Origin of the sequence: Mesorhizobium sp. B1-1-7, from assembly GCF_006442705.1 — a bacterium.
GTDB lineage: Bacteria > Pseudomonadota > Alphaproteobacteria > Rhizobiales > Rhizobiaceae > Mesorhizobium > Mesorhizobium opportunistum.
On sequence record NZ_VFWQ01000012.1, the window covers coordinates 200,756 to 227,003 of the forward strand.

20 protein-coding genes and 2 tRNA genes are annotated in these 26,248 nt (G+C 63.9%); 15 read left to right on the top strand and 7 right to left on the bottom strand.

Annotated elements, in window-relative coordinates; all coding sequences use genetic code 11:
* Positions 1-77 precede the first annotated feature (77 nt).
* Positions 78-3,686: a bifunctional proline dehydrogenase/L-glutamate gamma-semialdehyde dehydrogenase PutA gene (gene putA / locus FJ978_RS21835; protein ID WP_140573881.1), complete on the bottom strand. Its 3,609-nt coding sequence runs from the start codon at positions 3,684-3,686 to the stop codon at positions 78-80.
* 163 nt (positions 3,687-3,849) lie between these two features.
* Between putA and FJ978_RS21840 the strand changes: the two genes are divergently transcribed.
* Entirely contained in the window at positions 3,850-4,302 is a 453-nt protein-coding gene (locus FJ978_RS21840) for an Lrp/AsnC ligand binding domain-containing protein (RefSeq protein ID WP_140573883.1), read from the top strand.
* Between the two features lie 68 nt (positions 4,303-4,370).
* Here FJ978_RS21840 and FJ978_RS21845 read toward each other — a convergent pair whose 3' ends face one another.
* Positions 4,371-5,570 (bottom strand): cytochrome c peroxidase, encoded by a 1,200-nt coding sequence (locus tag FJ978_RS21845; RefSeq protein ID WP_140573885.1) that lies wholly within the window; start codon positions 5,568-5,570, stop codon positions 4,371-4,373.
* Positions 5,571-5,577: 7 nt separating this feature from the next.
* A complete protein-coding gene (locus FJ978_RS21850; protein ID WP_140573887.1) occupies positions 5,578-6,027 on the bottom strand; it encodes a FixH family protein in 450 nt (149 codons plus the stop codon).
* Positions 6,028-6,176: 149 nt separating this feature from the next.
* On the opposite strand from FJ978_RS21850, the gene FJ978_RS21855 reads away from it, so the two are divergent.
* The gene (locus tag FJ978_RS21855; protein WP_140573889.1) at positions 6,177-7,103 is read left to right on the top strand and encodes a sugar kinase; all 927 of its coding nucleotides are present in this window, start codon (positions 6,177-6,179) and stop codon (positions 7,101-7,103) included.
* A 139-nt stretch (positions 7,104-7,242) separates the two neighbouring features.
* The gene (locus FJ978_RS21860) at positions 7,243-7,764 is read left to right on the top strand and encodes a hypothetical protein (RefSeq protein WP_224731534.1); all 522 of its coding nucleotides are present in this window, start codon (positions 7,243-7,245) and stop codon (positions 7,762-7,764) included.
* Between the two features lie 75 nt (positions 7,765-7,839).
* Here FJ978_RS21860 and FJ978_RS21865 read toward each other — a convergent pair whose 3' ends face one another.
* The 3 genes from FJ978_RS21865 to FJ978_RS21875 form a co-directional block, all read right to left on the bottom strand.
* Positions 7,840-8,862 (bottom strand): aldose epimerase family protein, encoded by a 1,023-nt coding sequence (locus tag FJ978_RS21865; protein ID WP_140573891.1) that lies wholly within the window; start codon positions 8,860-8,862, stop codon positions 7,840-7,842.
* Positions 8,863-8,955: 93 nt separating this feature from the next.
* A complete protein-coding gene (locus FJ978_RS21870) occupies positions 8,956-10,413 on the bottom strand; it encodes an NAD-dependent succinate-semialdehyde dehydrogenase (RefSeq protein WP_013895029.1) in 1,458 nt (485 codons plus the stop codon).
* Positions 10,414-10,583: 170 nt separating this feature from the next.
* A complete protein-coding gene (locus FJ978_RS21875) occupies positions 10,584-11,534 on the bottom strand; it encodes an AEC family transporter (RefSeq protein WP_140573893.1) in 951 nt (316 codons plus the stop codon).
* A gap of 111 nt (positions 11,535-11,645) precedes the next feature.
* On the opposite strand from FJ978_RS21875, the gene FJ978_RS21880 reads away from it, so the two are divergent.
* The 10 genes from FJ978_RS21880 (at position 11,646) to FJ978_RS21930 (ending at position 22,298) form a co-directional block, all read left to right on the top strand.
* On the top strand, positions 11,646-14,666 hold the full coding sequence (locus FJ978_RS21880; protein ID WP_140573894.1) for a caspase family protein: 3,021 nt from the start codon (positions 11,646-11,648) through the stop codon (positions 14,664-14,666).
* A 100-nt stretch (positions 14,667-14,766) separates the two neighbouring features.
* Positions 14,767-15,315 (top strand): histidine phosphatase family protein, encoded by a 549-nt coding sequence (locus FJ978_RS21885; protein WP_140573896.1) that lies wholly within the window; start codon positions 14,767-14,769, stop codon positions 15,313-15,315.
* 206 nt (positions 15,316-15,521) lie between these two features.
* A tRNA-OTHER gene (locus FJ978_RS21890) sits at positions 15,522-15,593 on the top strand.
* A gap of 5 nt (positions 15,594-15,598) precedes the next feature.
* Positions 15,599-15,668 (top strand) — tRNA-Met (locus FJ978_RS21895).
* A 344-nt stretch (positions 15,669-16,012) separates the two neighbouring features.
* On the top strand, positions 16,013-17,155 hold the full coding sequence (locus tag FJ978_RS21900) for a slipin family protein (protein ID WP_181176744.1): 1,143 nt from the start codon (positions 16,013-16,015) through the stop codon (positions 17,153-17,155).
* A gap of 231 nt (positions 17,156-17,386) precedes the next feature.
* Entirely contained in the window at positions 17,387-17,668 is a 282-nt protein-coding gene (locus tag FJ978_RS21910) for an acyl carrier protein (RefSeq protein ID WP_010909964.1), read from the top strand.
* Between the two features lie 56 nt (positions 17,669-17,724).
* Positions 17,725-18,915 carry a beta-ketoacyl-ACP synthase gene (locus tag FJ978_RS21915; RefSeq protein WP_140573901.1) on the top strand — a complete coding sequence of 397 codons (1,191 nt, stop codon included), beginning with the start codon at positions 17,725-17,727 and terminating at the stop codon, positions 18,913-18,915.
* 43 nt (positions 18,916-18,958) lie between these two features.
* Positions 18,959-20,236 (top strand): beta-ketoacyl-ACP synthase, encoded by a 1,278-nt coding sequence (locus FJ978_RS21920; protein WP_140573903.1) that lies wholly within the window; start codon positions 18,959-18,961, stop codon positions 20,234-20,236.
* A 36-nt stretch (positions 20,237-20,272) separates the two neighbouring features.
* On the top strand, positions 20,273-21,301 hold the full coding sequence (locus FJ978_RS21925; RefSeq protein WP_140573905.1) for a zinc-binding dehydrogenase: 1,029 nt from the start codon (positions 20,273-20,275) through the stop codon (positions 21,299-21,301).
* Positions 21,302-21,314: 13 nt separating this feature from the next.
* Entirely contained in the window at positions 21,315-22,298 is a 984-nt protein-coding gene (locus FJ978_RS21930; protein ID WP_013895021.1) for a lipid A biosynthesis lauroyl acyltransferase, read from the top strand.
* 163 nt (positions 22,299-22,461) lie between these two features.
* On the opposite strand, the gene FJ978_RS21935 is transcribed toward FJ978_RS21930, so the two are convergent.
* Complete coding sequence (locus tag FJ978_RS21935; protein ID WP_013895020.1) at positions 22,462-22,890, bottom strand: L,D-transpeptidase; 429 nt, start codon at positions 22,888-22,890, stop codon at positions 22,462-22,464.
* Between the two features lie 226 nt (positions 22,891-23,116).
* On the opposite strand from FJ978_RS21935, the gene FJ978_RS21940 reads away from it, so the two are divergent.
* Both FJ978_RS21940 and FJ978_RS21945 read left to right on the top strand, forming a co-directional pair.
* Positions 23,117-24,397, top strand: coding sequence for an acetylornithine deacetylase/succinyl-diaminopimelate desuccinylase family protein (locus FJ978_RS21940; protein ID WP_140573907.1), 1,281 nt, complete (start codon positions 23,117-23,119; stop codon positions 24,395-24,397).
* A gap of 159 nt (positions 24,398-24,556) precedes the next feature.
* Entirely contained in the window at positions 24,557-26,035 is a 1,479-nt protein-coding gene (locus FJ978_RS21945; protein WP_140573909.1) for an ABC transporter substrate-binding protein, read from the top strand.
* Positions 26,036-26,248: the final 213 nt, after the last annotated feature.

Here is a 26,248-nt window from a genome sequence, read left to right on the forward strand (position 1 = left end):
TCGGGCTCTTGCCCTTTGCACCGGCCCGAAGCCGATGACAAGGGACCCGAAGCCGATGGCAAGGGAAAGCCTTCCTCCTAAGCCGCGGCGAGCAGGCTCGCATTGCCGCCCGCCGCCGTCGTGTCGACGCAGACGGCCCGCTCATGCGCATAGGCCGCCGGATTGAGCACCTCGCTGACCAGCGGTACGATCGGACCAGCCCTGTCGGCAATGACCTTGCGCACGATGCGCGCGGCTTCAGCCGTGCCCGAAAAAGCGACGACATCGACGCGCAGCGAGCGCGCCTCGACTGGATCCGGCCGGCCGTCGATCGCGGCCAGCGGCAATCCCTTGCCGGTCAAAGCCGAGAGTGCGGCCGGTGCGCCCGGCGCCACGGCCAGGACCGCATTGCCGGCGGCAAGCGCCTGGATCGTCTGGGCAAGCAGCGTATCGGCGTCGGGACCGAGGCACAGCACGCGTCCGCGCGGCGACAACGATAGCGTGTTGGCCTCGCCGGTCGGCCCGGGAAGGTCGACCTGGCCGAAGTCGATACCGGCGGCGGCTCCAATGGCGGCCGCGCCCTTGCCGCGCAGATGCTTCCTCAGGATGGCGATGCGATCAGGCCGCGTCGACCAGCCGCCGAGTGTCGGATCGGGAAGGTTGTCGGCCAGTTCGGTCGCCGTCACCTTGTGGCCCTCGCCAACTTCGGTGCCGGCTTCCGGCCCCCTGCGGAAGCGCCGGAGATAGTGCGGTCCGCCGGCCTTTGGCCCGGTGCCCGACAGCCCCTCGCCGCCAAACGGCTGCGAGCCGACGACGGCGCCGATCTGGTTGCGGTTGACGTAGATGTTGCCGGCATGGATGCCGTCGACGAAATGTTGGACACGGCCTTCTATGCGGGTGTGCAGGCCGAAGGTCAGGCCATAGCCCTTGCGGTTGATGGCGGCGATCACCGTATCGATCTCGTCGGCGTCGAAGCTGGCGACATGCAGCACCGGGCCGAATACCTCGCGCTGCATCTCCTCGATGCCTTTGACCCGGAAGACATGCGGCGCGACGAAGCGTCCGTCTTTCGGCGCCTCGAGCTTGGCGATCAGGCGGCCCTGCAGGCCCATCGTGGTGCAATAATCGCGGATCGAAGCCTGCGCCTCGTCGTCGATGACCGGGCCGACATCGGTCGAGATCCGCCAGGGGTCGCCGATGTTGAGCGCTTCCATCGCGCCCTTCAGCATCTCCAGCATCTTCTTCTCGACGTCCTTCTGCACATAGAGCACGCGCAGCGCCGAGCAGCGCTGGCCGGCACTCTGGAAGGCCGAGGCCAGGATGTCGCGCACCGCCTGCTCGGGCAGCGCGGTGGAATCGACGATCATGGCGTTGAGCCCGCCGGTCTCGGCGATCAGCATCGCGTCGGGCGCGGCGGTCTCGGCGAGCTGTTTCTCGATCAGCTTGGCGACCTCGGTTGAACCGGTGAAGCAGACACCGGCGATGCGTGGATCAGCGGTCAGCGGCCCGCCGACCGATGGGCCGTCGCCGGGCAGCAACTGGATCACGTCTTCCGGCACGCCGGCTTCGCGCAACAGTTCGACGGCGCGGAAGGCGATCAGCGGCGTCTGCTCGGCCGGCTTGGCGATCACCGAATTGCCGGTGACCAGCGCTGCCGCGATCTGGCCGGTGAAGATGGCGAGCGGGAAATTCCACGGCGAAATGCAGACAATGGCACCACGCGCCTGCGTGCCCGGCTCGGCATTGGCTGCCTCGGCAGCGTAGTAGCGCAGGAAGTCCACGGCCTCGCGCACTTCCGCCACACCGTCGGCCAGCGACTTGCCGGCCTCGCGGGTGGCGAGCGCGAAAAACTCGACGGCATTCGCCTCATAGAGATCGGCGGCGCGGTTGAGGATGGCGGCACGCTCGGCCACGGGCCGCTTGGCCCAGGCCGGCTGCGCCTCGACCGCGATGCGCACGGCGGTCGCGACTTGCTTGGCGGCGGCCTCGTGAACCGTACCGACCACCTCGTCAGGCTTCGCCGGATTGACGATCGGGCGCTGCTTGCCGTAGCCGGCGGCGCGCGTGATCGGCTTGGCATGCCAGCGGTCGGGACCGGCAAAGGCCGCCCTGGCCTCGTCGATCGCCGCCAGCGTCACCGTGTCGGTGATGTCGAATCCCCTGGAGTTGCGGCGGCCGGCCCCAAAAATCTGGGATGGCCGGGCAATCGCCGGATTGGCGGCCGGGCCCTGGCTCAAGACGGTTTCCAGCGGATCGCGCGCGATGTCCTCCGGCTCGACGTCCTCGTCGGTCAGTTGGTGCACGAAGGAGGAATTGGCACCGTTCTCCAGCAGTCGGCGAACCAGATAGGCAAGCAGATCCGAATGCGCGCCGACCGGCGCATAGATGCGGCAGCGCGTGCGTTCGGACCGGCGCACCGTCTCGTGCAGCGCCTCGCCCATGCCGTGCAGGCGCTGGAACTCGAAGGCGTCGCGGTTGTCGGCCATCGACAGGATGGCGGCGACGGTGTGGGCATTGTGGGTGGCGAATTGCGGGTAGATCCGGTCCGTCATGCCAAGCAGCTTTTTTGCGCAGGCTATGTAGGAGACGTCGGTGTTGGCCTTGCGGGTGAAGACGGGATAGCCCGATAGTCCGAGCGTCTGCGCCCGCTTGATCTCGGTGTCCCAATAAGCGCCCTTGACCAGCCGCACCATGATGTTGCGGTCGTATTTCTTGGCCAGCGCGTAGAGCCAGTCGATGGCAAAGGCCGCACGCGGCCCATAGGCCTGGACGACGACGCCAAAGCCGTTCCAGCCGGCGAGCTCCGGCTCGGCCAGCACCCGCTCGATGACGTCGAGCGACAGGTCGAGCCGGTCGGCTTCCTCGGCATCGATGTTGAGGCCCATGCGAGAATGCCGTGCGGCCAGCGCCAGCGACAGCAGCCGCTCGGCCATCACCGGCAGCATCTCTTCCTTCTGCGCCACCTCGTAGCGCGGATGCAGCGCCGACAGCTTGACCGAGATGCCATGGTTCTGGCGGATGTCGGGGCCGTTCGAACCGCTGTCGAGCGAGGAAATGGCGTCGGCATAGGCCTTGTGATAGCGCAGCGCGTCGGCCTCGGTGCGAGCCGCCTCGCCCAGCATGTCGAAGGAATAGAGATAGCCCTTCTGCGTCATCGGCCGGCCGCGCTTGACCGCCTCGGCGATGGTGCGGCCGAGCACGAATTGTTCGCCCATTTCGCGCATCGCGGCCGCCACCGCCTTGCGGATGACCGGCTCGCCCAGCCGCCGCACCATCGATCGCAGCGTGCCTTCGATGCCGCCCTCGCCCTCGTCGAGGACGCGGCCGGTCAGCATCAGCGCCCAGGTCGAGGCGTTGACGAAGATGGAGCTCGAACCGCCCGAATGCGACGACCAGTCGTGCGGCGCGATCTTGTCGGCGATGAGATCGTCCATCGTCTCGGTGTCCGGCACGCGCAGCAGCGCCTCGGCCAGACACATCAGCGCCACGCCCTCCTTGGTGGAGAGGCCATAGGCGGAGAGAAAAACCTCCATCAGCCTCGGATCGGACGAGCCGCGCACAGCCCTGACCAGATCCGCGGCTCGCGCCGAAATCGCCTTGCGGTCTTTCGCGGAAAGCCCTGTCGTCTCCGCCAGCCGCTTCACGGCCTCGTCTTCGTCGGGCAGGTAGTTGGCGCGGATCTGCTGGCGGATGGTGTCGAGCGGCATGGCGGTCCTGCGGAGCGAGCATCGGGGAGCGGGCCGGCGGTCACCGGACCGAATGGCGCAAGCTAGCACAGGCGCGGAATTTCAGCCGGTCCAAAGAAATCGACATGGCAGGTCACTTGATCTATCATTGCGGTCAAAATCCGGCAAACAGACTGCCTTTTTGATGACAGAAGACCAATTGGACCGCATCGACAGGAACATCCTGTCGGCACTGGCAAGCAATGGCCGGCTCTCCATGTCCGAACTGGCGGCAAAGGTCGGTCTGTCCAAAACGCCGGTGCAGGCACGGGTGAAGCGGCTGAAGAAGGACGGCTATATCAGGGGCTACCAGGCAATCATCGACCGCGAGCGCATGGGTGAAGGCCATGTCGCCTTCGTCCAGGTGAAACTGTCCGACACCCGCTCCGCGGCCCTCGACGCCTTCAACCGGTCGGTGCAGGGCGTAGCCGAGATCGAGCAGTGCCACATGATAGCATCGAGTTTCGACTATCTGCTGAAGGTCCGCACGAAGGACATCGCCGCCTATCGCCGCGTGCTGGGCGAGCGCATCTCCGCCCTGCCCCATGTCGCCCAGACCTCGACCTTCGTGGCGATGGAGACGGTGAAGGATAGGTAGAGTTTCGAGATTGGCCGAAGCGCCTCCACCTTTCATCCACGGGCGCAATCATCTTTCGTCGGCCAGCTTTATTCCGACAGCGTCTTCAAAAACGCCACCAGCGCCGCGCGCTCTCGGTCGGACAGCTCCAGCGGGTGAATCTCGGATATCCCCTCCACGCTGGGCGCGGCCTTGGCATAATGCGCCACCACTTCGTCGAGCGACGAGAATTGCCCGGCATGCATGTAGGGCGGCCGCGTTGCAGCGCCGCGCAGCGAGGGCGTCTTGTAGGCGCGAACCAGTTGCGGCGCATCCTTGACCATGAAGCGCAGCTCGCCGCAGGCGCCGGCACCGCCGTCGCGATAGGCGCCGAAGCAATTGAACGGATCCGCCTCGACCTGTGTCACCGCGTCGACGCGGCCGCGATCCGGCGGCAGGCCCGTCACGGGCGGCACGCCAGTGTTGTGAAAACTGTTGTCCGTGAAGCGCGGACCGTCGTGGCAGGTCACGCAATTGGCCTTGCCGATGAACAGTTTTAGCCCGAGGATTTCCTCCCGGGAAAAGACGGCATCGCCCTTCGGCTCTGCGCCTGTGGCAAGGTCCAGTGCAAAGCGATCGAAGCGCGTCTGTGCCGGCTCGATCGACCGCTCGAAGGCGGCGATCGCTTTGCCGATATTGGAAAAGACGCGGTTGATCGCGTCGCGCTGCGTGTCGCTCATCGCGCTCCAGGCGGCCTTTTCGGCATCGGTGCCAAGCGGACTGGCATTCGCCGGAATGCCGGAAAAATCGGGCAACGGCCCGAAGATGCGCGCATAGCGCTCGCCGAAGCGCGCCTTGATGTAATGGGCGTAGGCGGCGCGGTTTCCCGCTTGCTCCAGCGGGTTTTCAAGCGGTGTCAGCGCTTGCGCCCAAAGGCTGTCGCGGCGGCCGTCCCAGAAGAACCAGGGATCGCGCGCCACGCCGGCCAGCGGCATGGTGCGCCGGTTGGTGCGGCCGACACCGACGGCTTGCGGCAGGTCGTCCTGGAACTGGCGGTCGATCTTGTGGCAGGTCGAGCAGGAGACCGTGCCGTCGCGGCTCATGCCGAGATCGAAGAACAGCGTCGAGCCGAGCGCGGCTGCCGCCGGCACATCGGCAAACCGGTTCGTCGTGTCGGGCTTCAGTGGCGGCAATGTGTTCAGCGCCAGCGAAGCGATCTTCTTCTTCTCAGCGTCAGAAAAATCCGGTTTGCCGCAGCCCGCGAGGACAACGGCCACCATCAGCGCCAGAAAATAAGAAAGGCGCCTCATCGATCGCTCACAGCACCACGTTGAACAGCACCGTGTCGGAACCGGCGGTGGCCGATATGGCGAAATGCAACTGCCACCAGCCGCTCATGGTGAACTTGACCCCTTCGATCCGGTAGCGCCCGTCGCCGAGATAGTCGGTCGCTTGCGGGCTGGTCGGCAGGCCGTGATTGTGCAGCGGCATGCCTCCGGAGATCGCGATCGCGGCCCCTTCCACCGGCGCGCCGGCCTTGGTCTTCAGGGTCAGCAGCCAGGATTCCAGCTCGCCCTGCCGCACTACACCCCGCTCCGGCGAAAAACTCGCCGTGAACAGCCCGTTGTCGCTGTTCCTGGTGCGCGACACATCCGGGCCGGCGGGCCGCGCCGAGTGCGGCGCGGTCAGGTAGACGACCGCCAGGATGCTGACCAGCAAGGCAGCCAGACCAAGACCCGCTAAGAGATAACGCCATAACGATGCCAAACCGGTTCCTCTTCTGCAGACAACGTTTGCCGGGCGGATCGCATCCCGTCGGCTGTGGGAAAACGCTGTGGCGCAAAAAAGCCTGCTTGCCAAGCATGGCGCTGCCGGTGGCAAAAAGCTACAGCACCGAAATCACTGGAGGATTCTGGATGGCTGGAAACGGTGTCGCCTCGATCGGCGAATGCATGCTCGAACTGTCGGGTCAGACGGGTCCGAACTGGCGCATGGGTTTTGCCGGCGACACGTTCAACACGCTTTGGGCGCTGCATGCGCTGAGCGGCGACCGGCCGGCAACCTATGTCTCGGCCTTCGGCGACGATCCCTTCTCGCAAGGCCAGATCGGCTTCTTCGCTGAAAATGGCATCGGCATCGGCTCCAGCCCGGTCATACACGGTGCACGGCCCGGCCTCTACGCGATCACGCTGACCGGCGCCGAGCGCTCCTTCACCTATTGGCGCAGCGACGCCGCGGCCCGGCAGCTTGCTTCGGACCCCAAAGCGCTTTCAAAAAACCTTGAAAATCAGTCTCTTGTGTACTTTTCGGGAATCACTTTGGCAATTCTGGACGATGCCGCGCGCGCCACATTGCTGGCGGCCATCGCCAAGGCGCGGGCGGCAGGCTCGCTGATCGCCTTCGACCCCAACTATCGGCCACGGCTCTGGCGTCGCCGCGAGGACGCCCAGGCAGCGATCGTCGAGGCGTTAGGTGTCACCGACATCGCATTGCCGACCTTCCCAGATGAGCAGATGCTGTTCGGTGACGAAACCCCGCGAGCGACGGCGGAGCGGCTTGGACAATGGGTCGGCGAAGTAGTCGTCAAGAACGGCGAAGCGCCGGCGCTGGTTGCCAGTAAAGGGACAATCCACGACGTGCCGGCGATTCATGTCGCGGCCCCTGTCGACACGACCGGAGCCGGCGATTCCTTCAACGGCGGCTATCTTGCGGCGCGCCTTGCCGGCCATGAGCCGGTGGAAGCCGCGCGCCGCGGCCACCGCGTCGCCGCCGCCGTGGTGCAGGTGCGCGGCGCGTTGGCGCCGTTCGAGACGTTGAGGGCGGCATTCGAAATGCCAGGTTGAGACCTGCTGTCGTCGTAGGAATGCTATCGTATCGCCGCACACCGCGAGCGACTTGGCCCGCATCTTCTCTCGGGCTCGCGTCCAATGCTATGGATGATCATTGGGCCATGGATGATCCGATTGGCGCAGGACGGCAATTATGGTCGAGCAGCGTTCACCAGCGGAAGAGCGCAATTCCCAGCCCGCCGAGACACGTAGCAGCGATCCTCGCCTGGCATTTATCTATGCGGAGGCTGTTCGTGGCCTCGAACACCAGCAGGGTGTGGTGGAAAGTCTCAACGCTCGAGCGGGAAATCTGATCTTCGCGACCGCGTTCGTGAATTCGCTTCTTGGCGGCAGAGCACTGGCGAATGGACTGGGGCTCTGGGACTGGCTGGCGCTGGCATTGCTTTTTCTTATCGGTCTGCTGACCGTGATCATGGTGTGGCCATACTACAATTACACGTTCCGCTTCGACCCGGAGCAATTGCTGCAGGAGTTCGTCGACCGGGATCCGCCCGAGACCATTGACGGCATGTACCGGGCGCTCGCACTTCGCATCAAAGCCGACATGGCCAGCAATTGGCGGATCATCCAACGCCTGCGCGTCACACTGCAGCTTGCCCTGTTTCTGTTGTTGCTGGACATCTTGGCGTGGCTGTTCGCGATCATGCAGGTCTAGCAGGGTGACCAATTCGACTTCAATTCATCCTGCTTTAGGCCTGTCATGGCTGCGAATTCCGGAAGATTGGCCCGATTAAGGCAGTCTGAACCGGTATTCCGTCACATGATGGTAGATCGCGCCCGGCCACAGCGTCGCTTGCGGGAAATACGGCCGGTTCGGCGCATCCGGCCATATCTGCGGCTCGAGGCAGAATCCGGAAAAGGCCTTGTAGTCCCGCCCTTCCAGGCCCGTGCGCGGCGTCACATACTGGCCGGTATAAAGCTGGACGCCTGGTTCCGTGGTCCAGACTTCCATTTCGACGCCGGAACTCGCCCCTTGCGTCCATGACGCCTGCCGCAGCGGCCCGCGCGTCGCGCCGAGGCAGAAATTCTGGTCATAAGGAAGCTGTTCGCCCTCGGTCTCCATGCGCAGCGGTCGTGCCTGGCGGAAGTCGAAGGGCGTGCCGTCGACCGGCTTGACCACGCCGGTTGGGATCATGTCGCTGTCGACAGGCAGATAGGCGCCGGCATTCAGCATCATCCTGTGGTCGAGAACGTCGCCGGCACCGCCATCATCCAGGTTGAAGTAGGAATGCTGGGTGAGATTGCACAATGTCGGCTCCTCGCAGGTCGCCGTCAGTTCGACGCTGAGCGTGCCGGGGATCTTCAGCCGGTAGGTGCAGGTAACATCGAGCGCGCCGGGAAAGCCCATCGCGCCGTCGGGATCATGCAGCGTCAGCGTGACGAAATCCCTGCCATGCAGCGAAACCGCCCACGAGCGGCGCGCATAACCTTGCGAGCCGCCATGCAGCGTGTGCTTGTCGAGGAAATTCTGCTCGGTCTGGTAGCGGTTACCGCCGATGGTGAAGCGGCCGTCGCGGATGCGGTTGGCATAGCGGCCGACAACCGCGCCGAAAAAGGCGTTGTCGGCCTCATAGGCTTCCAGGGTGTTGTAGCCGAGCACCAGCGGTGCATCATGCCCGGTCAGCCGCAGATCCTGGATGACGGCACCGAGTCCGATGATGTTGGCGGTGAGACCGCCGCCCCTGATCGTGAAGCGGCGCACCGGCTCGCCCGCCCGCGTCGTACCGAAAACCTCGCCGTCTTTCATCGCCATGCCCGCAAATGCCAAATTGATCCAGAGGGCTTCGGCTGGTTTTCTTAAGCCCAGGTGGGCAGGTCACCGACCTGCCCGTCTCAGAGCAGTCTATCAGAGGCCGAGGCCGCCGATGCAGACATATTTGGTATCGAGGTAATCCTCGATGCCCTGATGCCCGCCTTCCTTGCCGAGACCCGATTCCTTGACGCCGCCGAACGGCGCTTCCGGCGTGGTGATCAGGCCCTCATTGACGCCGACCATGCCGTATTTCAGTCCTTCCATGACCCGGAAGGCACGGCCGAGATCGCCGGTGTAGAAGTAGCAGGCAAGGCCGAATTCGGTGTCATTGGCGAGCGCGACAGCCTCTTCCTCGGTCTCGAACTTGAACACGGGTGCTACCGGCCCGAAGATCTCTTCCTTCATGAAGCGCATCTTGGGCGTGGCGTTGGCGATGACGGTCGGCTGGAAGAACGAGCCGCCCAGCGCATGGCGCTTGCCGCCGGCGACGACCTTGCCGCCCTTCGACGTGGCGTCGGCGATCAGTTCCTCGACCTTCTCGACCGCCTTCTCGTCGATCAGCGGGCCCTGCTGCACACCCTCTTCGAGGCCGGAACCGACCTTCAGCCCGTTGCTGGCGGCGGCAAGCTTCTCGACGAACTTGTCGTAGACGCCGGCCTGAACCAGGAAGCGGTTGGTGCAGACGCAGGTCTGGCCGGAGTTGCGGTACTTGGCGGTGATCGCGCCGGCGACCGCACGCTCGATGTCGGCATCATCGAAGACGATGAACGGCGCGTTGCCGCCCAGTTCCATCGACACCTTCTTGACGGTCACCGACGACTTCTGGATGAGAAGCTTGCCGACCTCGGTCGAGCCGGTGAAGGTGATCTTCGATACCAGCGGGTTGGCGCAGATCTCGTCGCCGATCTCGCTGGCCGAACCGGTCAGGATGTTGACGACGCCCTTGGGGAAGCCGACTTCCTCGGCCAGCGCACCCCAGGCCAGACCCGAATACGGCGTCTGCGAGGCCGGCTTGACGACCGCGGTGCAGCCGGCGGCAAGGGCCGGGCCAAGCTTGCGGGCCAGCATCGAGGACGGGAAATTCCACGGCGTGATGGCGGCAATGACGCCGACCGGTTCCTTGGTCACCAGGATGCGGCGGTCCGCCCACGGCGACGGCACGACGTCGCCATAGGTGCGGCGGCCTTCCTCGGCGAACCACAATATGTATGCCGCAGCCGAACCGATCTCGCCCTTCGATTCGAACAGCGACTTGCCCTGCTCGATGGTGAGCAATTCGGCCAGCACATCCTGGTTGTCCATCATCGCGTCATGCAGCTTGCGCAGCAGCTTCGAGCGCTCGAGCGCGGTGGTCTTGCGCCAGCTCCTGAAAGCTTCGCTGGCGGCTTCGATGGCGCGGCGGGTCTCGGCCTTGCCCGACTTCGGCACGGTGCCGATCTTCAGGCCGGTGGCCGGGTTGTTGACGTCGACCGTCTGGCCGCTGTCGGCCTGCACCCAGTCGCCGTTGATGAGATTGGCCTGCCGCATGAAATGGCTGGTTTTCTGAAGCATGGTCTATCCTCCGTTCGGCGCACTGACGGGCCGGCCTGTGAATTCTTCGGTGAGCGGGCGCCACGCCTCTGGAAAAGCCGGCACGCCGGAGCCACTGCTCTTTACCTAGGGCAAGGCCCGCAAGCAATCGCAAGATGGCATATAGGGCTTGGGCCAGCGCGAGACGAGAGCTACCCGAAAACGTGCAAGACAACCGTCAGCCAGAAAGCCGTGGTGACAGCGGCGCAGGCCGTGGCGATGGTCATCTGGTTCGACGCCAGCGCCTGGCCGGTGTTGAACTGAACGGCGATGAGATAGGAATTGATGCCGGACGGCAAGGCGGCAACCACGACGGCGACCTTGGCCGTCAACGGCGGCAGCCCGAGCAACCAGACGAAAGCAAGCACCAGAGCCGGCATCAGGAACAGCTTCAGCACCGAAAGCGCCAGCGCCGGGCGGACATTGCCGGATATGCCGAAGCGGCGCAGGCTGAGCCCCATGGCAAACAGCGCCACCGGCCCTGCCGTGTCGGCCAGCGCATCGACCAGCCGCATGACGAGGTCGGGCAGCGGCACGCCGCTCAGCCGCCATGCCAGCCCCAGGAGAATGCCGATGATCAGCGGGTTGATGAACAACCGCCGCAGGAAACTGCGCAGCACCCGCAGCGGATGCACGTGCTCGCCACCGCCGCGGCCGAACATCTCGAACAGCACGATCGACGCCATCATCATAACAGGCAAATGAACGGAAACCAGCAGCGACAGCACTTCGAAGCCGCTCGGGCCGAATATGCCGAGAATGAAGGGCGCGCCAAGCAGCACCACATTGGAATAGGCCGACGATACGCCCCCGACGACGCCCGCGCGCGCATCGCGCCCGAAAACCCGGGTGGTAACGATATGGCCCGCCGCCCAGGTGATCGCCACGGCGGTGAAGTAGGCGCCCCACAGCGGCCATGGCGCCACGCCGTGGAAATCGGCGTTCACCATCGTCTGGAACAAAAGCAGCGGCATCGCCACCGAGACCGCGAAATCGGCTATCCCCTCGCCGCTCGCCGGTCTGAGATAGCCCGTGAGCCCGGCGAGATAGCCGAGCGCCACGAGGCTGAAGACAAAAAGCACGGTTTCGGTAAGCGGAGACATTTTTCAGGGATAGGCGAGCCACGCGCGCGGCGCAATCACGCCCAAATTTGATCATGGTGGACTGACAGCGTTATACAGGGTTTGGAGTATCAGGGCGGACGCGGGCGACAAATGGGCTTTGTCGAAATCTCGAGGCGTAATCTTTTCCGGCAGACATGGCGGACGGCTTTCGCCGCCGCGCTGTTCTGCCTTGCCGCGACCACGCTTGCACTTGCCGAGACCAAAAACCTCAAAGGCGTGGCGCTGATCATCGGCCAGTCGCAATACGAGCACATCGCCGCCCTTCCCAATCCAGCCAACGACGCCCGCGACATGGCCAAGATGCTGACCGATCTCGGCTTCGACGCCCGCAACGTCAGCGATCGCGATGCCGCCAAGCTCAAACGCGACCTCGAGCGTTTCACGGAAGATGCCGAGGGAGCCGACGTCGCCCTCATCTATTATTCCGGTCACGGCATCGAGGCCGGTGGCGAGAATTACCTGGTTCCGGTCGATGCGGACGTGTCGTCGCTCGCAGATGCCGACCAGGCGCTGGTGCCGATATCGGCGGTCATGGACGAGTTGAAAAAGACCGTGCCGGTCACGATCGTGCTGCTCGATGCCTGCCGCACCAACCCGTTCCCGGCCAACGCCATGGTCCGGCGGGCGCCGACCGCCTCCGCCGAGCCGATTGGCGCTGGCGGACTGGAGCCGGTGCGTGGCGCCAAGGCGCTCGGCAACGCGCCGGCGGCTGACGCCAGCCTCGGCACGGTGGTCGGCTTCGCCGCCGAGCCCGGCCGCCCGGCGCTGGATGGTGCTGCTGGCGAAAACAGCCCCTACGCGGCAGCGCTGCTGCGCCATCTTGCAGCGATGAAGGGCACCGAGTTCGGCTCGGTCATGCGCATGGTGACCGAGGAAGTCTATCTCGACACCAAGGCGAGGCAGCGCCCTTGGATCAATGAAAGCTTGCGCCGGCTGCTCTATTTCGGCGTGGCGCCGCCGGAACCGACCGGCGACGACGGACTGATCACCGGCGAACGGCGGCAGTTGCTTTTGACCATATCCGACCTGCCCGACCCGAAGCGCGCCCAAGTAGAACTGGCCTCGCTGCAGGAAAATGTGCCGCTCGATGCACTCTATGGTGTGCTGAGGGCGCTTGGCACGGAGAAGATCCCCGAGGATCCGACCGACCTGCAGAAAGTGCTCGACGCGCAGGCAGAGCGCCTGAAGAAGATGATGTCCGAGCGCGCCGCGCTGCGCACCGACGATCCGGAGATCAAGCGCCTGGTCGCCTCCGCCGACAAGGCCATCGGCCAGGGCGCGATCGTGACGGCGCGCAAGTTCCTCGACGACGCGGTCGGCCGGATCGAGCGGACCAGCGATGCGGTCGACGAGGCCGAGGATCTCGTCAGGCAGAAGCGCCTTGCCGACGCTGCGATCTATGCCAGGCGCGCCGACGCCTCGGCGCTGGTGTTCGATTACAAATCCGCCGCCGGCGATTACGCCAAGGCGTTCTCACTGGCGCAGAAATGGGACGACAAGCTGCGCTGGAACTACAAGAACCAGGAAGCGGAAGCGCTCAACGCCTATGGGTACGCCACCGGCGACCTCGATGCGCTGCAGCATTCCATCGAGGCCTATCGCGTCATCCTGTACTTCATCCCCAATGGCGAACAGAATCGCGACTGGGCGATCACCCGCAACAACATGGCGGTGGTGCTGCAGACCATCGGCGAGCGCGAGACCGAGACCGCGCGCCTCGAAGAGGCAGCGCGGATCTTCCGCGATTCGCTTGTGGTGTTCGATCGCGTGAAGGACGATCTCAACTGGGCCGCCGCGCAGAACAATTTGGCCAATGTGCTACTGAAGATCGGCGAGCGCGAAAGCGACCCGAAGCGGCTGAACGAAGCGGTTGCGGCGATGCGTGCCACACTGGAGAAGCGCCCGCGCGACAAGGTACCGCTCGACTGGGCCTCGTCGCAGAACAATCTCGGCCTCGCGCTCTATGCGCTCTCCGAGCGCGAACCCGCCGGCGAGCATCTCAGCCAAGCGGAAGCAGCCTATCGGTTGGCGCTTGAGGAATACACGCGTCAAAAGGCACCCGTGGAATGGGCGATGGTCGAGAACAATCTCGGCAACACGCTTGTGACGCTTGGTATCCAGCTCAACGACAAGGCCAAGATCAACGAGGCAGCGGATGCTTTCCGCGCCGCGCTCGAAGTGCGAACCCGTGAAACCTTCCCGGTCTCGTGGGCCACCAGCCGCCTCAACCTCGGTAATGCGCTGAGCGGCGTCGCCCGCTTCGACATGGGAACCGGCACGCTCGAAGAGGCGGCGGAAGCTTATGACGACGCACTGACGGTATTTACCCGGCAAAGGTTCCCGATGGACTGGGCGTCGGCCCAGAACAATCTCGGCTCGATCTATCAGACGCTTGGCCAGCGCACCCGCGACGCAGCCAAGCTCGAGCAGTCGGCAGCAGCGTTCCAGGCAGCCCGGCAAGTCTATGTCAGGCGGAAATTCCCTCTCGACTGGGCCATGAGCTACTACAATCTCGGCAACACGCTGCAGCTTCTTGGCGGCGTGACGGAAAAGCCCGAGCACTACAGCCAGGCGGTCGACGCCTACCGCGATGCGTTGCGCGAGTACAAGCGCGAGACGAACCCTCGGCAGTGGGCGCTGACCCAGGCCGGCATCGGATCGACGCTGCACTGGCTGAGCATGAGCAATGCCGATCCCAAGACCTTGCAGGATTCGATCGCCGCGCGGCGGGCCGCGCTTGAAATTCTCACCATGGAAACGGCACCCGTCGACTGGGCCAATGCCCAGAACGGCATCGGCATGAGCCTGCTCAACCTCGGCAACATCCAGCGCACCGGCAAATATCTCGACGATGCGGAAGCGGCCTTCACGGCGACGCTGAAAGTGTTCACCAGGGAAAGCCAGCCCATGCAATGGGCGTTCGAACAGAACAATCTCGGCGACATCCACTGGAACCGCGCCGGCTATGGCGGCGGCAAACCGGAATATCTCAAGGCGATCGAATTCTTCGAGAACGCCAAGCAGGGCTTTACCGAAGCCGGCTACACCATGCCTATCCCGCTTACCGACCAGAAGATCGACCTGGTGAAGAAGCAGATCGCCAAAAAGTGAGGCGACGGGGGCCACAGGTGCTTTGCTTGTCTTTGTGCCCGCTTTCCGATCCCTATATGCGAATGACCGGCGCGTGATGCCACGCCCCTGGAAGGTTGCGATGATTCGATTTGCCTTGGCGTTGTTTCTGCTCGTCGTTCCCGTCGCTGCCCACGCCACGGATGCCGGCTGGGCACTGCTGGGTGACGGCGGCCATGTCGTGCTGCTTCGCCATGCCATGGTCACCGGCACCACCGACCCCGCCAATTTCGACATCGACAGCTGCGCCACCCAGGTCAATCTCTCGGCGCGCGGCAAGCAGCAGGCGAGCAAGATCGGTGCCTTGTTCGCCGCGCGCGCCGCTCCCATCGAGCGCGTGCTGTCCAGCCGCTATTGCCGCTGCCTCGACACCGCGCGCATCGCCTTCGAGGCCGAACCGGAACCCTTTGCGCCGCTCGACCTGCTGAAGGGCGGCGATGCGCAGAAGGCAGAGCAGGTCGCCGCGATCATGAAGGAAATCCGCGCCTATTCCGGCTCCGACAATCTGGTCATGGTCACCCATCTGGAAGACATCGTGGCGTTGACCGGCATCTCGCCGCGCGAAGGCGAGGCCGTGGTCGTCGAGCCGCAAGGCGACGGCCTGCGGGTGCTCGGCCGCGTCACGTTTTGAGATGGCAGCCGTGTTGCCGAAATACCACTATCCGAAGAAGCCGCGAATTCGCCGCGACAATGCCGCTTGCGACAACCCGTCGCAGGCTCTATAGCCGCGCTCCCGGTCACGAAAACCGAAGCGAGCACAACGGTTGGAGCTTTTGCCTCCGCCCGTGCAGGCGGCTTTGCCGCCCTGTATACGGCGCCGCTTCGGGTGTTGGGATTGCGGGTGTAGCTCAGAGGTTAGAGCGCCGGATTTGGCTCCGGAGGTCGAGGGTTCGAGTCCCTTCATCCACATCATGGATAGCTCAGATTGGTTAGAGCATCAGACTCATAATCTGATTGTCGAAGGTTCGATTCCTTCTCCACTGGCCTGATAAGCCATCTGAAAAACGGTCCGGGGACTGGAATGCTGAGGACCTGACGGACGGCCGAAGCCTTCGGGCCAAGGCCGCATCGAAAGGTCCGACGCCATCCGCTCGCGGCCAGGCCCGCGGTGACGATCAAGGCACAGCGTCGCCGGCAAGGGAGGCCAAGGCCTCCGGCGCCCGCTTCGTTGCCCCCGCGATCCGCTCCCGAAGGCCCGCCGCGGATTGATGCCACCAGTCCCCGGATCATTCATGCCCGGACCATGACGACGTGAAACGAGAAACGAAGGGAAGATCGACGCATGACGTGGCGCCTCGCATGGGGCCATGCCCGACAGGAGTAAGACAATGACTGTTCTCGATAAGGTTCTTGGACGCCAGCGCGTCCTCGTAAAGGAAAACGAACGTGCCCTCACCCTCTACAAGGGTGAGATCAAGGCTGTCCTGCTGCCGGGCGAGCATCGGCTCGCCAACCGGGGTGGAAGCCTTGAGGTGTCGCGGCACGATCTGAAGAACCCGGAATTCGTTTCGGCGTACGAGAAGGCGTTGTTCGACAAGCTCCCGGACGTGGCCGCGCGTCATTTCACCGTCGTTCGCACCGGGCGCACGGACGTCGCAATCATCGAGCGCGACGGCAACCTGCACGCCGTTCTGGCGCCGGATCGCAAGCTGGTGCTGTGGACGGATGCCGGTCCGTGGAAGGTGACGCTGGTCGACACCTCGGCCGATCTCGCCGTCGATCCGGCGGTGATGCGCCGGCTCGGCCAGGCCCGAAAGGCGGAATTGATGTCCGTCCACCCGGTCCTCGACGGCCAGGCCGGGCTGCTGTTCGTCGACGGTGTCCTGGTGCGCACGCTCGCCGCGGGCGTGCATGGCTTCTGGAATGTCGGACGCATGGTGCAGATCAAGGTCGTCGACCTCAAGCGCCAGTCGCTCGATGTCGCCGGGCAGGAAGTGCTGACCAAGGATCGCGTCACGATCCGCGTCAACATCGCCGCCGAATACCGGGTCGTCGATCCGGTCAAGGCGGTGAGCGCTGTGAAGGACTTCTCCGAGGCCCTCTACCGCGCCCTGCAGTACGCCTTCCGCAAGACGCTTGGCGCGCTCACCCTCGACCAGATCCTGGAGAAGAAGGTGACGATCGACGAGGAAGCGGCGGCCAAGGTCCGCGCCGACATGGCCGAGATCGGGGTCGAGGTCAGCGATATCGCGCTCAAGGATGTCATCCTGCCGGGCGAGATGCGCGAGATCCTGAACCAGGTGGTGTCGGCCGAAAAGCAGGCCGAGGCCAACGTCATCCGCCGCCGCGAGGAGACGAACGCCACGCGTTCCCTGCTCAACACGGCCAAGGTGATGGCGGAGAACCCGGTGATGCTGCGGCTGAAGGAGCTCGAGGCTCTGGAAACCATCGCCGGCAAGGTCGAGCGGCTGACCGTCCACAACGGGACGGGCGGGCTGCTCAACGACCTTGTGAAGCTCCGCGAAGGTTGATGCATGTCGCCCAAAAGTGGGGCCGGTTTTGGGATAACGACATGCATCCAAACAAGGCTGACGCAACGTCAATGGGAAGGGCCGCAGGTTTGACCGGCGGCCCTTCTTGCCTTTCTTGGGCACGCTTCCCATCTGCGCCCGGCTTATCAGGCCTTTTCCTGCCGGGAAAAACCGATTAGACAGCGCCCAAACGAATGCGGACAGATTCCGCCCGCAAAGAAGGAAAAGCCCTTGTCCACCACGTTCGACAAAGTCGCCAAGATCATTGCCGACACCAGCGAGATCGATATCGACACCATTACGCCCGAGAGCCACACGATCGACGATCTCGGCATCGACAGCCTCGATTTCCTCGACATCGTCTTTGCCATCGACAAGGAATTCGGCATCAAGGTGCCGCTGGAAAAGTGGACCCAGGAAGTCAACGACGGCAAGGCATCGACCGACGACTACTTCGTCATGAAGAACCTGTGCGCCAAGATCGACGCGCTGGTTGCCGCCAAGACCGCCTGAGATCGGGCAAGCGCGCGGTCTTGACGGGCTGCGCCTCCTGACCCACAAAGCCGCTCATGAGCAGCCCCCACGACGTCGTCATCACTGGTATCGGCCTTGTCTCCTCGCTGGGAGAAGGCCCTGACGCACACTGGCAGAAACTCTCGCAGCCAGGCCTGCAGCCGGTGCTCGAAGCCGCGCGCTTTGCACCGTACACCGTCCATCCGCTGCCGGAGATCGACTGGAACCTGCAGATCGCCAAGCGCGGCGACCAGCGGCAGATGGAAACCTGGCAGCGGCTCGGCACCTATGCTGCGGGACTTGCGCTGGATGACGCCGGCATCAAGGGCAATGACGAACTGTGCACGACCATGGACATGGTGGTGGCCGCCGGCGGCGGCGAGCGCGACGAGGCAGTCGATGCCGCCATTCTGGCTGCTTCGGAAAGCCGAAACGACCGCGATGTGCTGCTCAACGAGAAGCTGACGACGGAATTGCGGCCGACCTTGTTTTTGGCCCAGCTCTCCAATCTGCTCGCCGGCAATATCTCGATCGTCCACAAGGTGACGGGCTCGTCGCGCACCTTCATGGGCGAGGAAGGTGCCGGTGTTTCAGCCGTCGAGACGGCCGCCGCGCGCATCCGCTCGGGCCAGTCGACGCACGTCCTGGTCGGCGGTGCCTTCCAGACCGAACATTCCGACATGCTGCTCGGCTATGAACTTGCCGGCTACCTGCATCGTGGCCCCTGGAAACCCGTCTGGCAAAGACAGGGCACCGAGGGCGGTGGCGTGGTATCGGGCTCCGGCGGCGCCTTCCTGGTGCTGGAGCAGCGCGAGCACGCGGCAAGCCGTGGGCGCAAGATCTACGCCGAACTCGGGCCGGTCGTCTCCGGCCGCGCGAGACGTTCGCGCGGGGAACTGGACGCGGAGATCGCGGCACTGCTCAGCCGGGCGGCCTTGCCGAACGGCAAGCTGCTGGCGATGTCCGGCGCCTCTGGCGCGCATGCGGCGACCATCGCCGAGAAAGCGGCGCTCGATGCTGTCGAGGCAATCGCCGCGCGCGGTTTCTCGACGCTGACCGGGCATATGAAGGAAGCGCAGTTTCCGTTTGCCGTGGCGCTGGCGGCACTGGCCGTCGACCGCAAGGCTGGCTACCCTGTCTTCGATGCCACAGCCGAGAAGCCGTTCGAAGGCATTCCCGCAAGCGTCCTTGCAACGGCGATCGGCTATCACCAATTCGAGGGCATGGCGCTGGTCAACGCCGCGTAACGCGGCTCCACGATCCATGCTGCAACGACAAGGGGGCTCCCGAATGGCCAATCTCAGAGATCACATGGGCAGGCCAATCGTCGCCGTCACCGGCATCGGCGTGGTGACCTCGCTTGGCGTCGGCAAATCGGACAATTGGGCAGCACTGACCTCGGGCAAGTCGGGCATCCATCCGATCACCCGCTTTCCCATCGATCAACTGAACACTCGCATCTCCGGCATGGTCGACTTCCTGCCGTCGAGTTCGAAAGGCGCGAGCCCCCTCACCTACGAGTTGGCCGAGCTTGCGGGTATCGAAGCGGTGGCCGAAGCGGGTCTTGATTCCAACGATTTCGGCGGACCGCTCTTCCTTGCCTCCCCGCCGGTCGAACTTGACTGGGCCGAGCGCTTTTCGCTCTACAATTCCGACAAGGACAAGGATGACACCGCCGCCGAAAGACTGCTCCGGGTGGCGCGCAGCTTGAAAGAGCTGGATATTTTCGAGACTACCCAGTTCGGTTCGATCGCCGACCGCCTTGCCGACCGCCTTGGCACACGCGGTCTTCCGATCACACTGTCGACGGCTTGCGCCTCGGGCGCCACAGCCATCCAGCTCGGCGTCGAGGCGATCCGCCGCGGTGAATGCGACCGGGCGCTTTCGATCGGCGCCGATGGCTCGGCGACCGCCGAGGCACTGATCCGTTTCTCGTTGCTTTCGGCGTTGTCTACGCACAACGACATTCCCGAAAAAGCGTCAAAACCTTTCTCCAGGGATCGCGACGGCTTCGTGCTGGCCGAGGGATCCGGAGCACTGGTGTTGGAATCGCTTGAGACGGCTTTGGCTCGCGGCGCCACCATCCTCGGCATCCTGGGCGGTTGCGGCGAAAAGGCCGACGACTTCCACCGCACCCGCTCGAAACCGGACGCTTCGCCGGCCATTGCCGCGGTTCGCGCCGCGCTGGCCGATGCCGGCCTGGGTGAAGACGAAATCGACTATGTCAACGCCCACGGCACGTCGACACCGGAGAACGACAAGATGGAACATCTGGCGCTCTCGACGGTGTTCGGCGAGCGCATAAGCTCCATGCCGGTGTCGTCGAACAAGTCGATGATCGGCCATACATTGTCGGCGGCCGGCGCTGTCGAGGCCGCTTTCTCGCTGATGACGATGCGCGAAAGCGTCATTCCGCCAACCATCAACTACGACAATCCGGACCCCGCGATCGTGCTCGACGTGGTGCCGAACAAGAAGCGCAATGCCGAGGTTCGCAGCGTTTTGTCGAACTCCTTCGGCTTCGGCGGCCAGAACACTTGCCTTGTCATGGCGCGGGAACCGGTCTAAGCGACCTTTTTCAGCCATACAGAACCGACAGGCCTCATGCGCGCACTGCAACTTATCGAGGACCGCCGTCTTGAAACGGTGGACCTGCCGCCCCCGCCGCCACCCGCACTCGGCGAAGTCACGCTGCGCATCAAGGCGGTGGCGCTGAACCATATCGACGTCTGGGGCTGGCGCGGCATGGCCTTCGCCAAGCGCAAGCTGCCGCTGGTCGTCGGCGCCGAAGCCTCCGGCGAGGTCGAGGCGGTCGGTCCTGGTGTTTCCAGCCTGCTGCCCGGACAATTGGTGTCGATCTACGGTGCGCGCACCTGCGGCCTCTGCCGCGCCTGCCGCGAAGGCCGCGACAATCTCTGCGAGCATGTCTCGGGTGTCCACGGCTTCCACCTCGACGGATTCGCGCAGGAGAAGATCAACCTGCCGGCGCGTCTGCTCGTCCCCGCACCTCCCGGCGTGACCGATATCGGGGCCGCGGTGGCGCCCGTGACCTTCGGCACCGTCGAGCACATGCTGTTCGACAACGCCAGGCTTCAGCCCGGCGAGACGATCCTGATCCATGCCGGCGGATCCGGCATCGGCTCGGCGGCGATCCAGCTGGCCAAGCACATGGGCTGCACAATCATCACCACGGTCGGCTCCAACGACAAGATCGACAAGGCCAAGGCGCTCGGCGCCGACCATGTCATCAACTACCGTGACGACCGTTTCGAAGGCGTCGTGCGCAAGCTGACCAAGAAGAAGGGCGTCGACGTCGTCTTCGAACATGTCGGCGCGGATACCTTCGCCGGCTCGATGCTGTGCCTGAAGCGTGGTGGCCGCCTGGTGACCTGCGGGTCGACGTCGGGCGTGTCGACACAGATCAATTTGATGCAGCTGTTCCAGCAGCAGCTGAAACTGCTGGGATCCTTCGGCTGCCGCATGGAAAACATGGCCAACGCCATGCAGAAGATGGCGGCGGGCCAGGTCGCGCCGGTCATCGACACCGAGGTCGGCTTCGACGACATCGATGCGGCGCTGAAGCGCATGGAAGGCCGCGACGTCTTCGGCAAGATCATCCTGCGCGTCGTCTAGAGCCTTGACTTCGGTGCTCAAGAAGTTTCGCCGCGATCTCAGGTTTCGCTACGGCAGGCAGCTGCGCCAGGTGAACTACTGGCTGGTTGCGCGCGCCGCCATGATCATCATCTCGATACTGCGCCTGCTACCGGTCGACGCCGCGCTGAATTTCGCCGACCGCGTCGCGCGCCGCATCGGCCCCTGGGTCGGGCGTCATCAGGTCGCCATCGACAATCTGCGCAAGGCCTACCCGCAAAAGAGCGAAAGCGAGATCCAGGCCATTGCGTCGGACATGTGGGGCAACATGGCCCGGCTGGCCGCCGAATACATCTTTCTCGACGCCCTGTTCGACTACGACCCCGCCTCGAGCAAGCCGGGCCGCGTCGAGGTCAAGGGAACGGAGCACTTCGTCGAGATAGCCGCCGAAAAGCAGCCGCATATCGTCTTCACCGGCCATCTCGGCAATTTCGAACTGCTGCCGGTGGCAGCCGCGACCTTCGGCATGAACATCACGGCGCTGTTTCGCCCGCCCAACAACCCCTACCTTGCCGATTACATCCTCTCGACGCGCCGCTCGACCATGGGTTCCCTGCTGCCGTCGATGGCCGGCGCCTCGTTCGCATTGGCGGGCGTCCTGGAAAACGGCGGCAATATCGGCGTCCTTGTCGACCAGAAATTCTCCAACGGCCTGGAGACGACCTTCTTCGGCCGTCCCTGCCAGAGCAACCGCGTGCTGGGCACGCTCGCCCGCCACTACGACTGCGACGTCTATCCGGCGCGCTGCGTCAGGCTGCCTGGCAACCGCTTCCGGCTCGAGATCGAGGACAAGCTGGTTCTGCCGCGCACCGCCGACGGCAGCGTCGACGTCCACGCCACCACCCAGATGCTGAATGACGTGGTCGAGCGCTGGGTGCGCGAGGATCCCGGCCAGTGGATGTGGTTCCACAAAAGGTGGGAGATCAGCAACTGGCGTCGCAAACAGCGCCCGAAGCCGGCTTCAGTCGCAAACACCTAATACATGTCGCCCAAACTGATCTGGTTTTGAGCGAACGAGATGCATAAGCAAAGATTTAAAGCGCGTCGCATGAACCTGTTTCGTCGCGACGCGCTTTAAGCAAGGTCGCAGGCGAGAACATCCGTTCTACGCCAGCCGACCATGTACCGGCGAAATCAGGCGCTCAGTTGGTGACGACGATGCGCGTGTTGCCGAATCCCACTTCCCGCACCATCGAATAGAAGGCCGCGGCATTGGCCGTGTGCAACCGCACGCAGCCATGCGAAGCCGGGCGGCCGAGCTGCCTGACGGCACCGGTTCCGTGGATGGCATAGCCGCCATGGAAGAACACGGAATACGGCATCGGCGACATATGGTATTTGCGCGAATACCACATCCGGGCCGTGCGTTGCGGCCGATAGCTGCCGCGCGGCGTGAAATAGCCAGTGCGCGCGGTCGACACGCTCCACGTGTAAACCGATAGCCCATACCGGACCGTCATCGTCTGCGAAGATACGTCTATGTTCGCCACGAGGCTGGCTGCCCAGCCCTGCCCCGAAGCGCCGAACAGCATCGCGACAAATACGGCCGCCATGAGAACTGTCTTTTTCATGCGATCAAACCCCTTTGATTGCCCCTTGCTTGCCTGCCTGCCATCACGATGCTTTTCATCTTTTTAATGGCAGGTGAATGAAGTAACACACACTCGTTGACCAATTGGCCAATCCAAAGCAGAGAATTTGAACGATTTCCCGCGATAGTTGCCGCAACGACACGCCGCGCGGGCCTGATCACCAGCGGGCTTGCAAAACCGCCGATATCGCTGCTCAACTCGTCGTATGAACGAGCGACTCCTCAAGGCAATCGACAACAAGCGCGACGATGTCGTTGCGCTGACCGCCGACCTCATCCGTTTTCCGACCATCAATCCGCCCGGCGAAGCCTATGGGCCATGCGCGGAATATCTCGGTGCGCGGCTGAAGAAGCGCGGCTTCGAGACGGAATTCATCCGCGCCGACGGCACGCCCGGCGATACGGATCGCTATCCGCGAATCAATGTCGTCGCGCGATTTGACGGACGCTCTCCAGGCGCCTGCGTCCACTTCAACTCGCATATCGACGTCGTCGAAGCCGGCGATGGTTGGACCGTCGATCCCTTCGCCGGCGTCGTCAAGGACGGCAAGGTCTACGGCCGCGGCGCCTGCGACATGAAGGGTGGGCTCGCCGCCTCCATCATCGCCGTCGAGGCCTTCATGGAAGTATTCCCCGACTTTCCCGGCGCCATCGAGATATCGGGCACGGTGGACGAAGAATCCGGCGGCTTCGGCGGTGTCGCCCATCTGGCCGGGCTCGGCTACTTCTCGAAGCCCAGGGTCGATCACGTCATCATCCCCGAGCCGCTCAACAAGGACCGCATTTGCCTTGGCCATCGCGGCGTCTGGTGGGCGGAAATCGAGACCAAGGGCGAGATCGCGCATGGCTCCATGCCGTTTCTCGGCGACAACGCGGTGCGCCATATGGGCGCTGTACTGCAAGCTTTCGAGGACGAGTTGTTCCCCGCGCTTGACCGCAAGATGACACGCATGCCGGTGGTGCCCGAAGGGGCGAGGCGCTCGACCATGAACATCAATTCCATTCATGGCGGCCAGACCGAGGATTTCCGGCCCGGCCTGCCCTCGCCCAATGTACCCGATTCCTGCCGGCTGACCATCGATCGCCGCTTCCTGCTCGAGGAGGATCTGGCCACGGTCAAAGCCGAAGTGACCGGCATTCTCGACCGGCTGAAGCGCGAGCGCAAGAAGTTCGACTACGAGATACGCGACCTCATGGAAGTGCTGCCGCTGATGACCGAGCGCGACGCGCCCGTGGTCAAGGCCGTGGCGCAAGGCATTCATGCGATCTTCGACCGCGAGCCTGACTACGTCATTTCGCCCGGCACCTACGACCAGAAGCATATTGCCCGCATCGGCCACATCTATGATTGCATCGCCTATGGACCCGGCATTCTCGACCTTGCCCACCGGCCGGATGAGTGGGTCGGGATATCGGACATGGTGGAATCGGCTAAGGTGATGGCGATCGGGCTGAACGTGCTGCTGCGCGGCACGGCCGCAGGCTGAGGCCTCCCGCCGGGCAAGCTTCGACCGATCGAAACGGCCGCCGGGAGAAAAACTTTCCCAACCATGACGCCCGGCAGCACGAAACGCAATTTACTCCCGCGCGAAATCACGCTTCTATCGCCCGGTTTGAGCACGTGTCTGAACGCATGGGAGTGCACGATGAGATTGTGGAAAACCATTCTGGCCGCGGCCGTCCTGGCACTGGCCGCCGGAAGCCCGGCCTTTGCCGCGCGCACCGACCTTGTCATCGGCATTCCGCTCGAGCCGCCGCATCTCGACCCGACCGCCGGCGCCGCCGCCGCCATCGATGAGGTGCTCTACGCCAATGTGTTCGAGGGCCTGACACGCATCGGCCCGAATGGCGAAGTACTGCCGGACCTGGCCGAAAGCTGGACCATTTCCGACGACGGCAAGGCCTACACTTTCAAGCTGCGTACCGGCGTGAAATTCCACGACGGCGCCGACTTCAGCGCCGACGACGTGAAATTCTCGCTGGACCGCGCCCGCGCCGACAATTCGGTCAATGCTCAGAAGAACCTGTTCGCGGCCATCGACAAGGTCGATGTCATCGATCCGGCGACGGTCAAGGTCACGCTGAAGAACCCGCAAGGGTCTTTCCTCTACAATATGGGCTGGGGCGACGCGGTGATGGTGTCGCCAAAATCGGCTGACACCAACAAGGAGAACCCGATCGGCACCGGTCCGTTCAAGTTCCAGGGCTGGGCCAAGGGGTCGTCGATCACGCTGGTGAAAGCCGACCACTATTGGGGCACGCCGGCATTCCTCGACAAGGTTGAGTTCCGCATCGTGCCGGATGCCGCCGCAAACGTTCCGGCATTGCTTTCCGGCGACATCCAGGCCTTCCCGTTCTTCGATCCCGACAGCCTGGCACAGGTCAAGGACGACCCGCGTTTCAAGGTGGTGATCGGCTCGACCGAGGGCGAAACCATCCTCTCGATCAACAACAAGAAGCCGCCTTTCGACAAGCTGCAGGTCAGGCAGGCGATCTCCTACGCGCTTGACCGCAAGGCGATCATCGACGGCGCCTCGGCCGGCCTCGGCCAGCCGATCGGCTCGCACATGTCGCCGGCCAACAAGGATTATGTCGATCTCACCGGCCGCTATCCGCATGATGTCGCCAAGGCCAAGGAATTGCTGAAGGAAGCAGGCCTGGAGAACGGCTTCAAGGCGACGCTGAAGCTGCCGCCGCCCGGCTATGCGCGGCTCGGCGGCGAGATCATCGCCTCGGAACTCCGCGACGTCGGCATCAACCTCGAGATCTTGCCGGTCGAATGGGCGCAGTGGCTGGATCAGGTGTTCACCAAAAAGGACTACGACCTGACCATCGTCTCCCACACCGAGCCCAACGACATCGATATCTATTCGCGCAAGGATTACTATTTCAACTATGACAATCCGGCCTTCGACAAGGTGATCGCCGACCTCAACCTCACCTCCGACGCGGCCAAGCGCAAGGCGTTGCTCGGACAGGCGCAGAAGATCCTGGCCGACGACGCCGTGGTCGGCTTCCTTTACGAACTGCCAAAAGTCGGGGTCTGGGACGCCAAGCTGCAAGGGCTGTGGGAAAATGCCCCGATCCAGGCCAATGACCTGACCAAGGTGAAGTGGGGCGAGTGAGGCTGTTGGCTAACAGGCGGCGCTTGCGCACCTTGGCGCCCCCCTCTGCCCTGCCGGGCATCTCCCCCTCAAGGGGGGAGATTGCGCTGTCGCCGCTGCTTTCGCCAATCATCAACGACGCATTTGTGGCGCCGGCGCTGAAACTGCCAATCTCCCCCCTTGAGGGGGAGATGTCCGGCAGGACAGAGGGGGGCGCCGTAGAACGAAGTCGTC

Excerpts from the sequence above, each read along its gene's own strand:
- putA (WP_140573881.1), bottom strand. The coding sequence starts at position 3,686 with ATGCCGCTCGACACCATCCGCCAGCAGATCCGCGCCAACTACCTGCCC.
- FJ978_RS21840 (WP_140573883.1), top strand. The coding sequence starts at position 3,850 with ATGACAGAAGACCAATTGGACCGCATCGACAGGAACATCCTGTCGGCA.
- FJ978_RS21845 (WP_140573885.1), bottom strand. The coding sequence starts at position 5,570 with ATGAGGCGCCTTTCTTATTTTCTGGCGCTGATGGTGGCCGTTGTCCTC.
- FJ978_RS21855 (WP_140573889.1), top strand. The coding sequence starts at position 6,177 with ATGGCTGGAAACGGTGTCGCCTCGATCGGCGAATGCATGCTCGAACTG.
- FJ978_RS21860 (WP_224731534.1), top strand. The coding sequence starts at position 7,243 with ATGGTCGAGCAGCGTTCACCAGCGGAAGAGCGCAATTCCCAGCCCGCC.
- FJ978_RS21865 (WP_140573891.1), bottom strand. The coding sequence starts at position 8,862 with ATGGCGATGAAAGACGGCGAGGTTTTCGGTACGACGCGGGCGGGCGAG.
- FJ978_RS21870 (WP_013895029.1), bottom strand. The coding sequence starts at position 10,413 with ATGCTTCAGAAAACCAGCCATTTCATGCGGCAGGCCAATCTCATCAAC.
- FJ978_RS21875 (WP_140573893.1), bottom strand. The coding sequence starts at position 11,534 with ATGTCTCCGCTTACCGAAACCGTGCTTTTTGTCTTCAGCCTCGTGGCG.
- FJ978_RS21880 (WP_140573894.1), top strand. The coding sequence starts at position 11,646 with ATGGGCTTTGTCGAAATCTCGAGGCGTAATCTTTTCCGGCAGACATGG.
- FJ978_RS21885 (WP_140573896.1), top strand. The coding sequence starts at position 14,767 with ATGATTCGATTTGCCTTGGCGTTGTTTCTGCTCGTCGTTCCCGTCGCT.
- FJ978_RS21900 (WP_181176744.1), top strand. The coding sequence starts at position 16,013 with ATGACTGTTCTCGATAAGGTTCTTGGACGCCAGCGCGTCCTCGTAAAG.
- FJ978_RS21915 (WP_140573901.1), top strand. The coding sequence starts at position 17,725 with ATGAGCAGCCCCCACGACGTCGTCATCACTGGTATCGGCCTTGTCTCC.
- FJ978_RS21920 (WP_140573903.1), top strand. The coding sequence starts at position 18,959 with ATGGCCAATCTCAGAGATCACATGGGCAGGCCAATCGTCGCCGTCACC.
- FJ978_RS21925 (WP_140573905.1), top strand. The coding sequence starts at position 20,273 with ATGCGCGCACTGCAACTTATCGAGGACCGCCGTCTTGAAACGGTGGAC.
- FJ978_RS21935 (WP_013895020.1), bottom strand. The coding sequence starts at position 22,890 with ATGAAAAAGACAGTTCTCATGGCGGCCGTATTTGTCGCGATGCTGTTC.
- FJ978_RS21940 (WP_140573907.1), top strand. The coding sequence starts at position 23,117 with ATGAACGAGCGACTCCTCAAGGCAATCGACAACAAGCGCGACGATGTC.
- FJ978_RS21945 (WP_140573909.1), top strand. The coding sequence starts at position 24,557 with ATGAGATTGTGGAAAACCATTCTGGCCGCGGCCGTCCTGGCACTGGCC.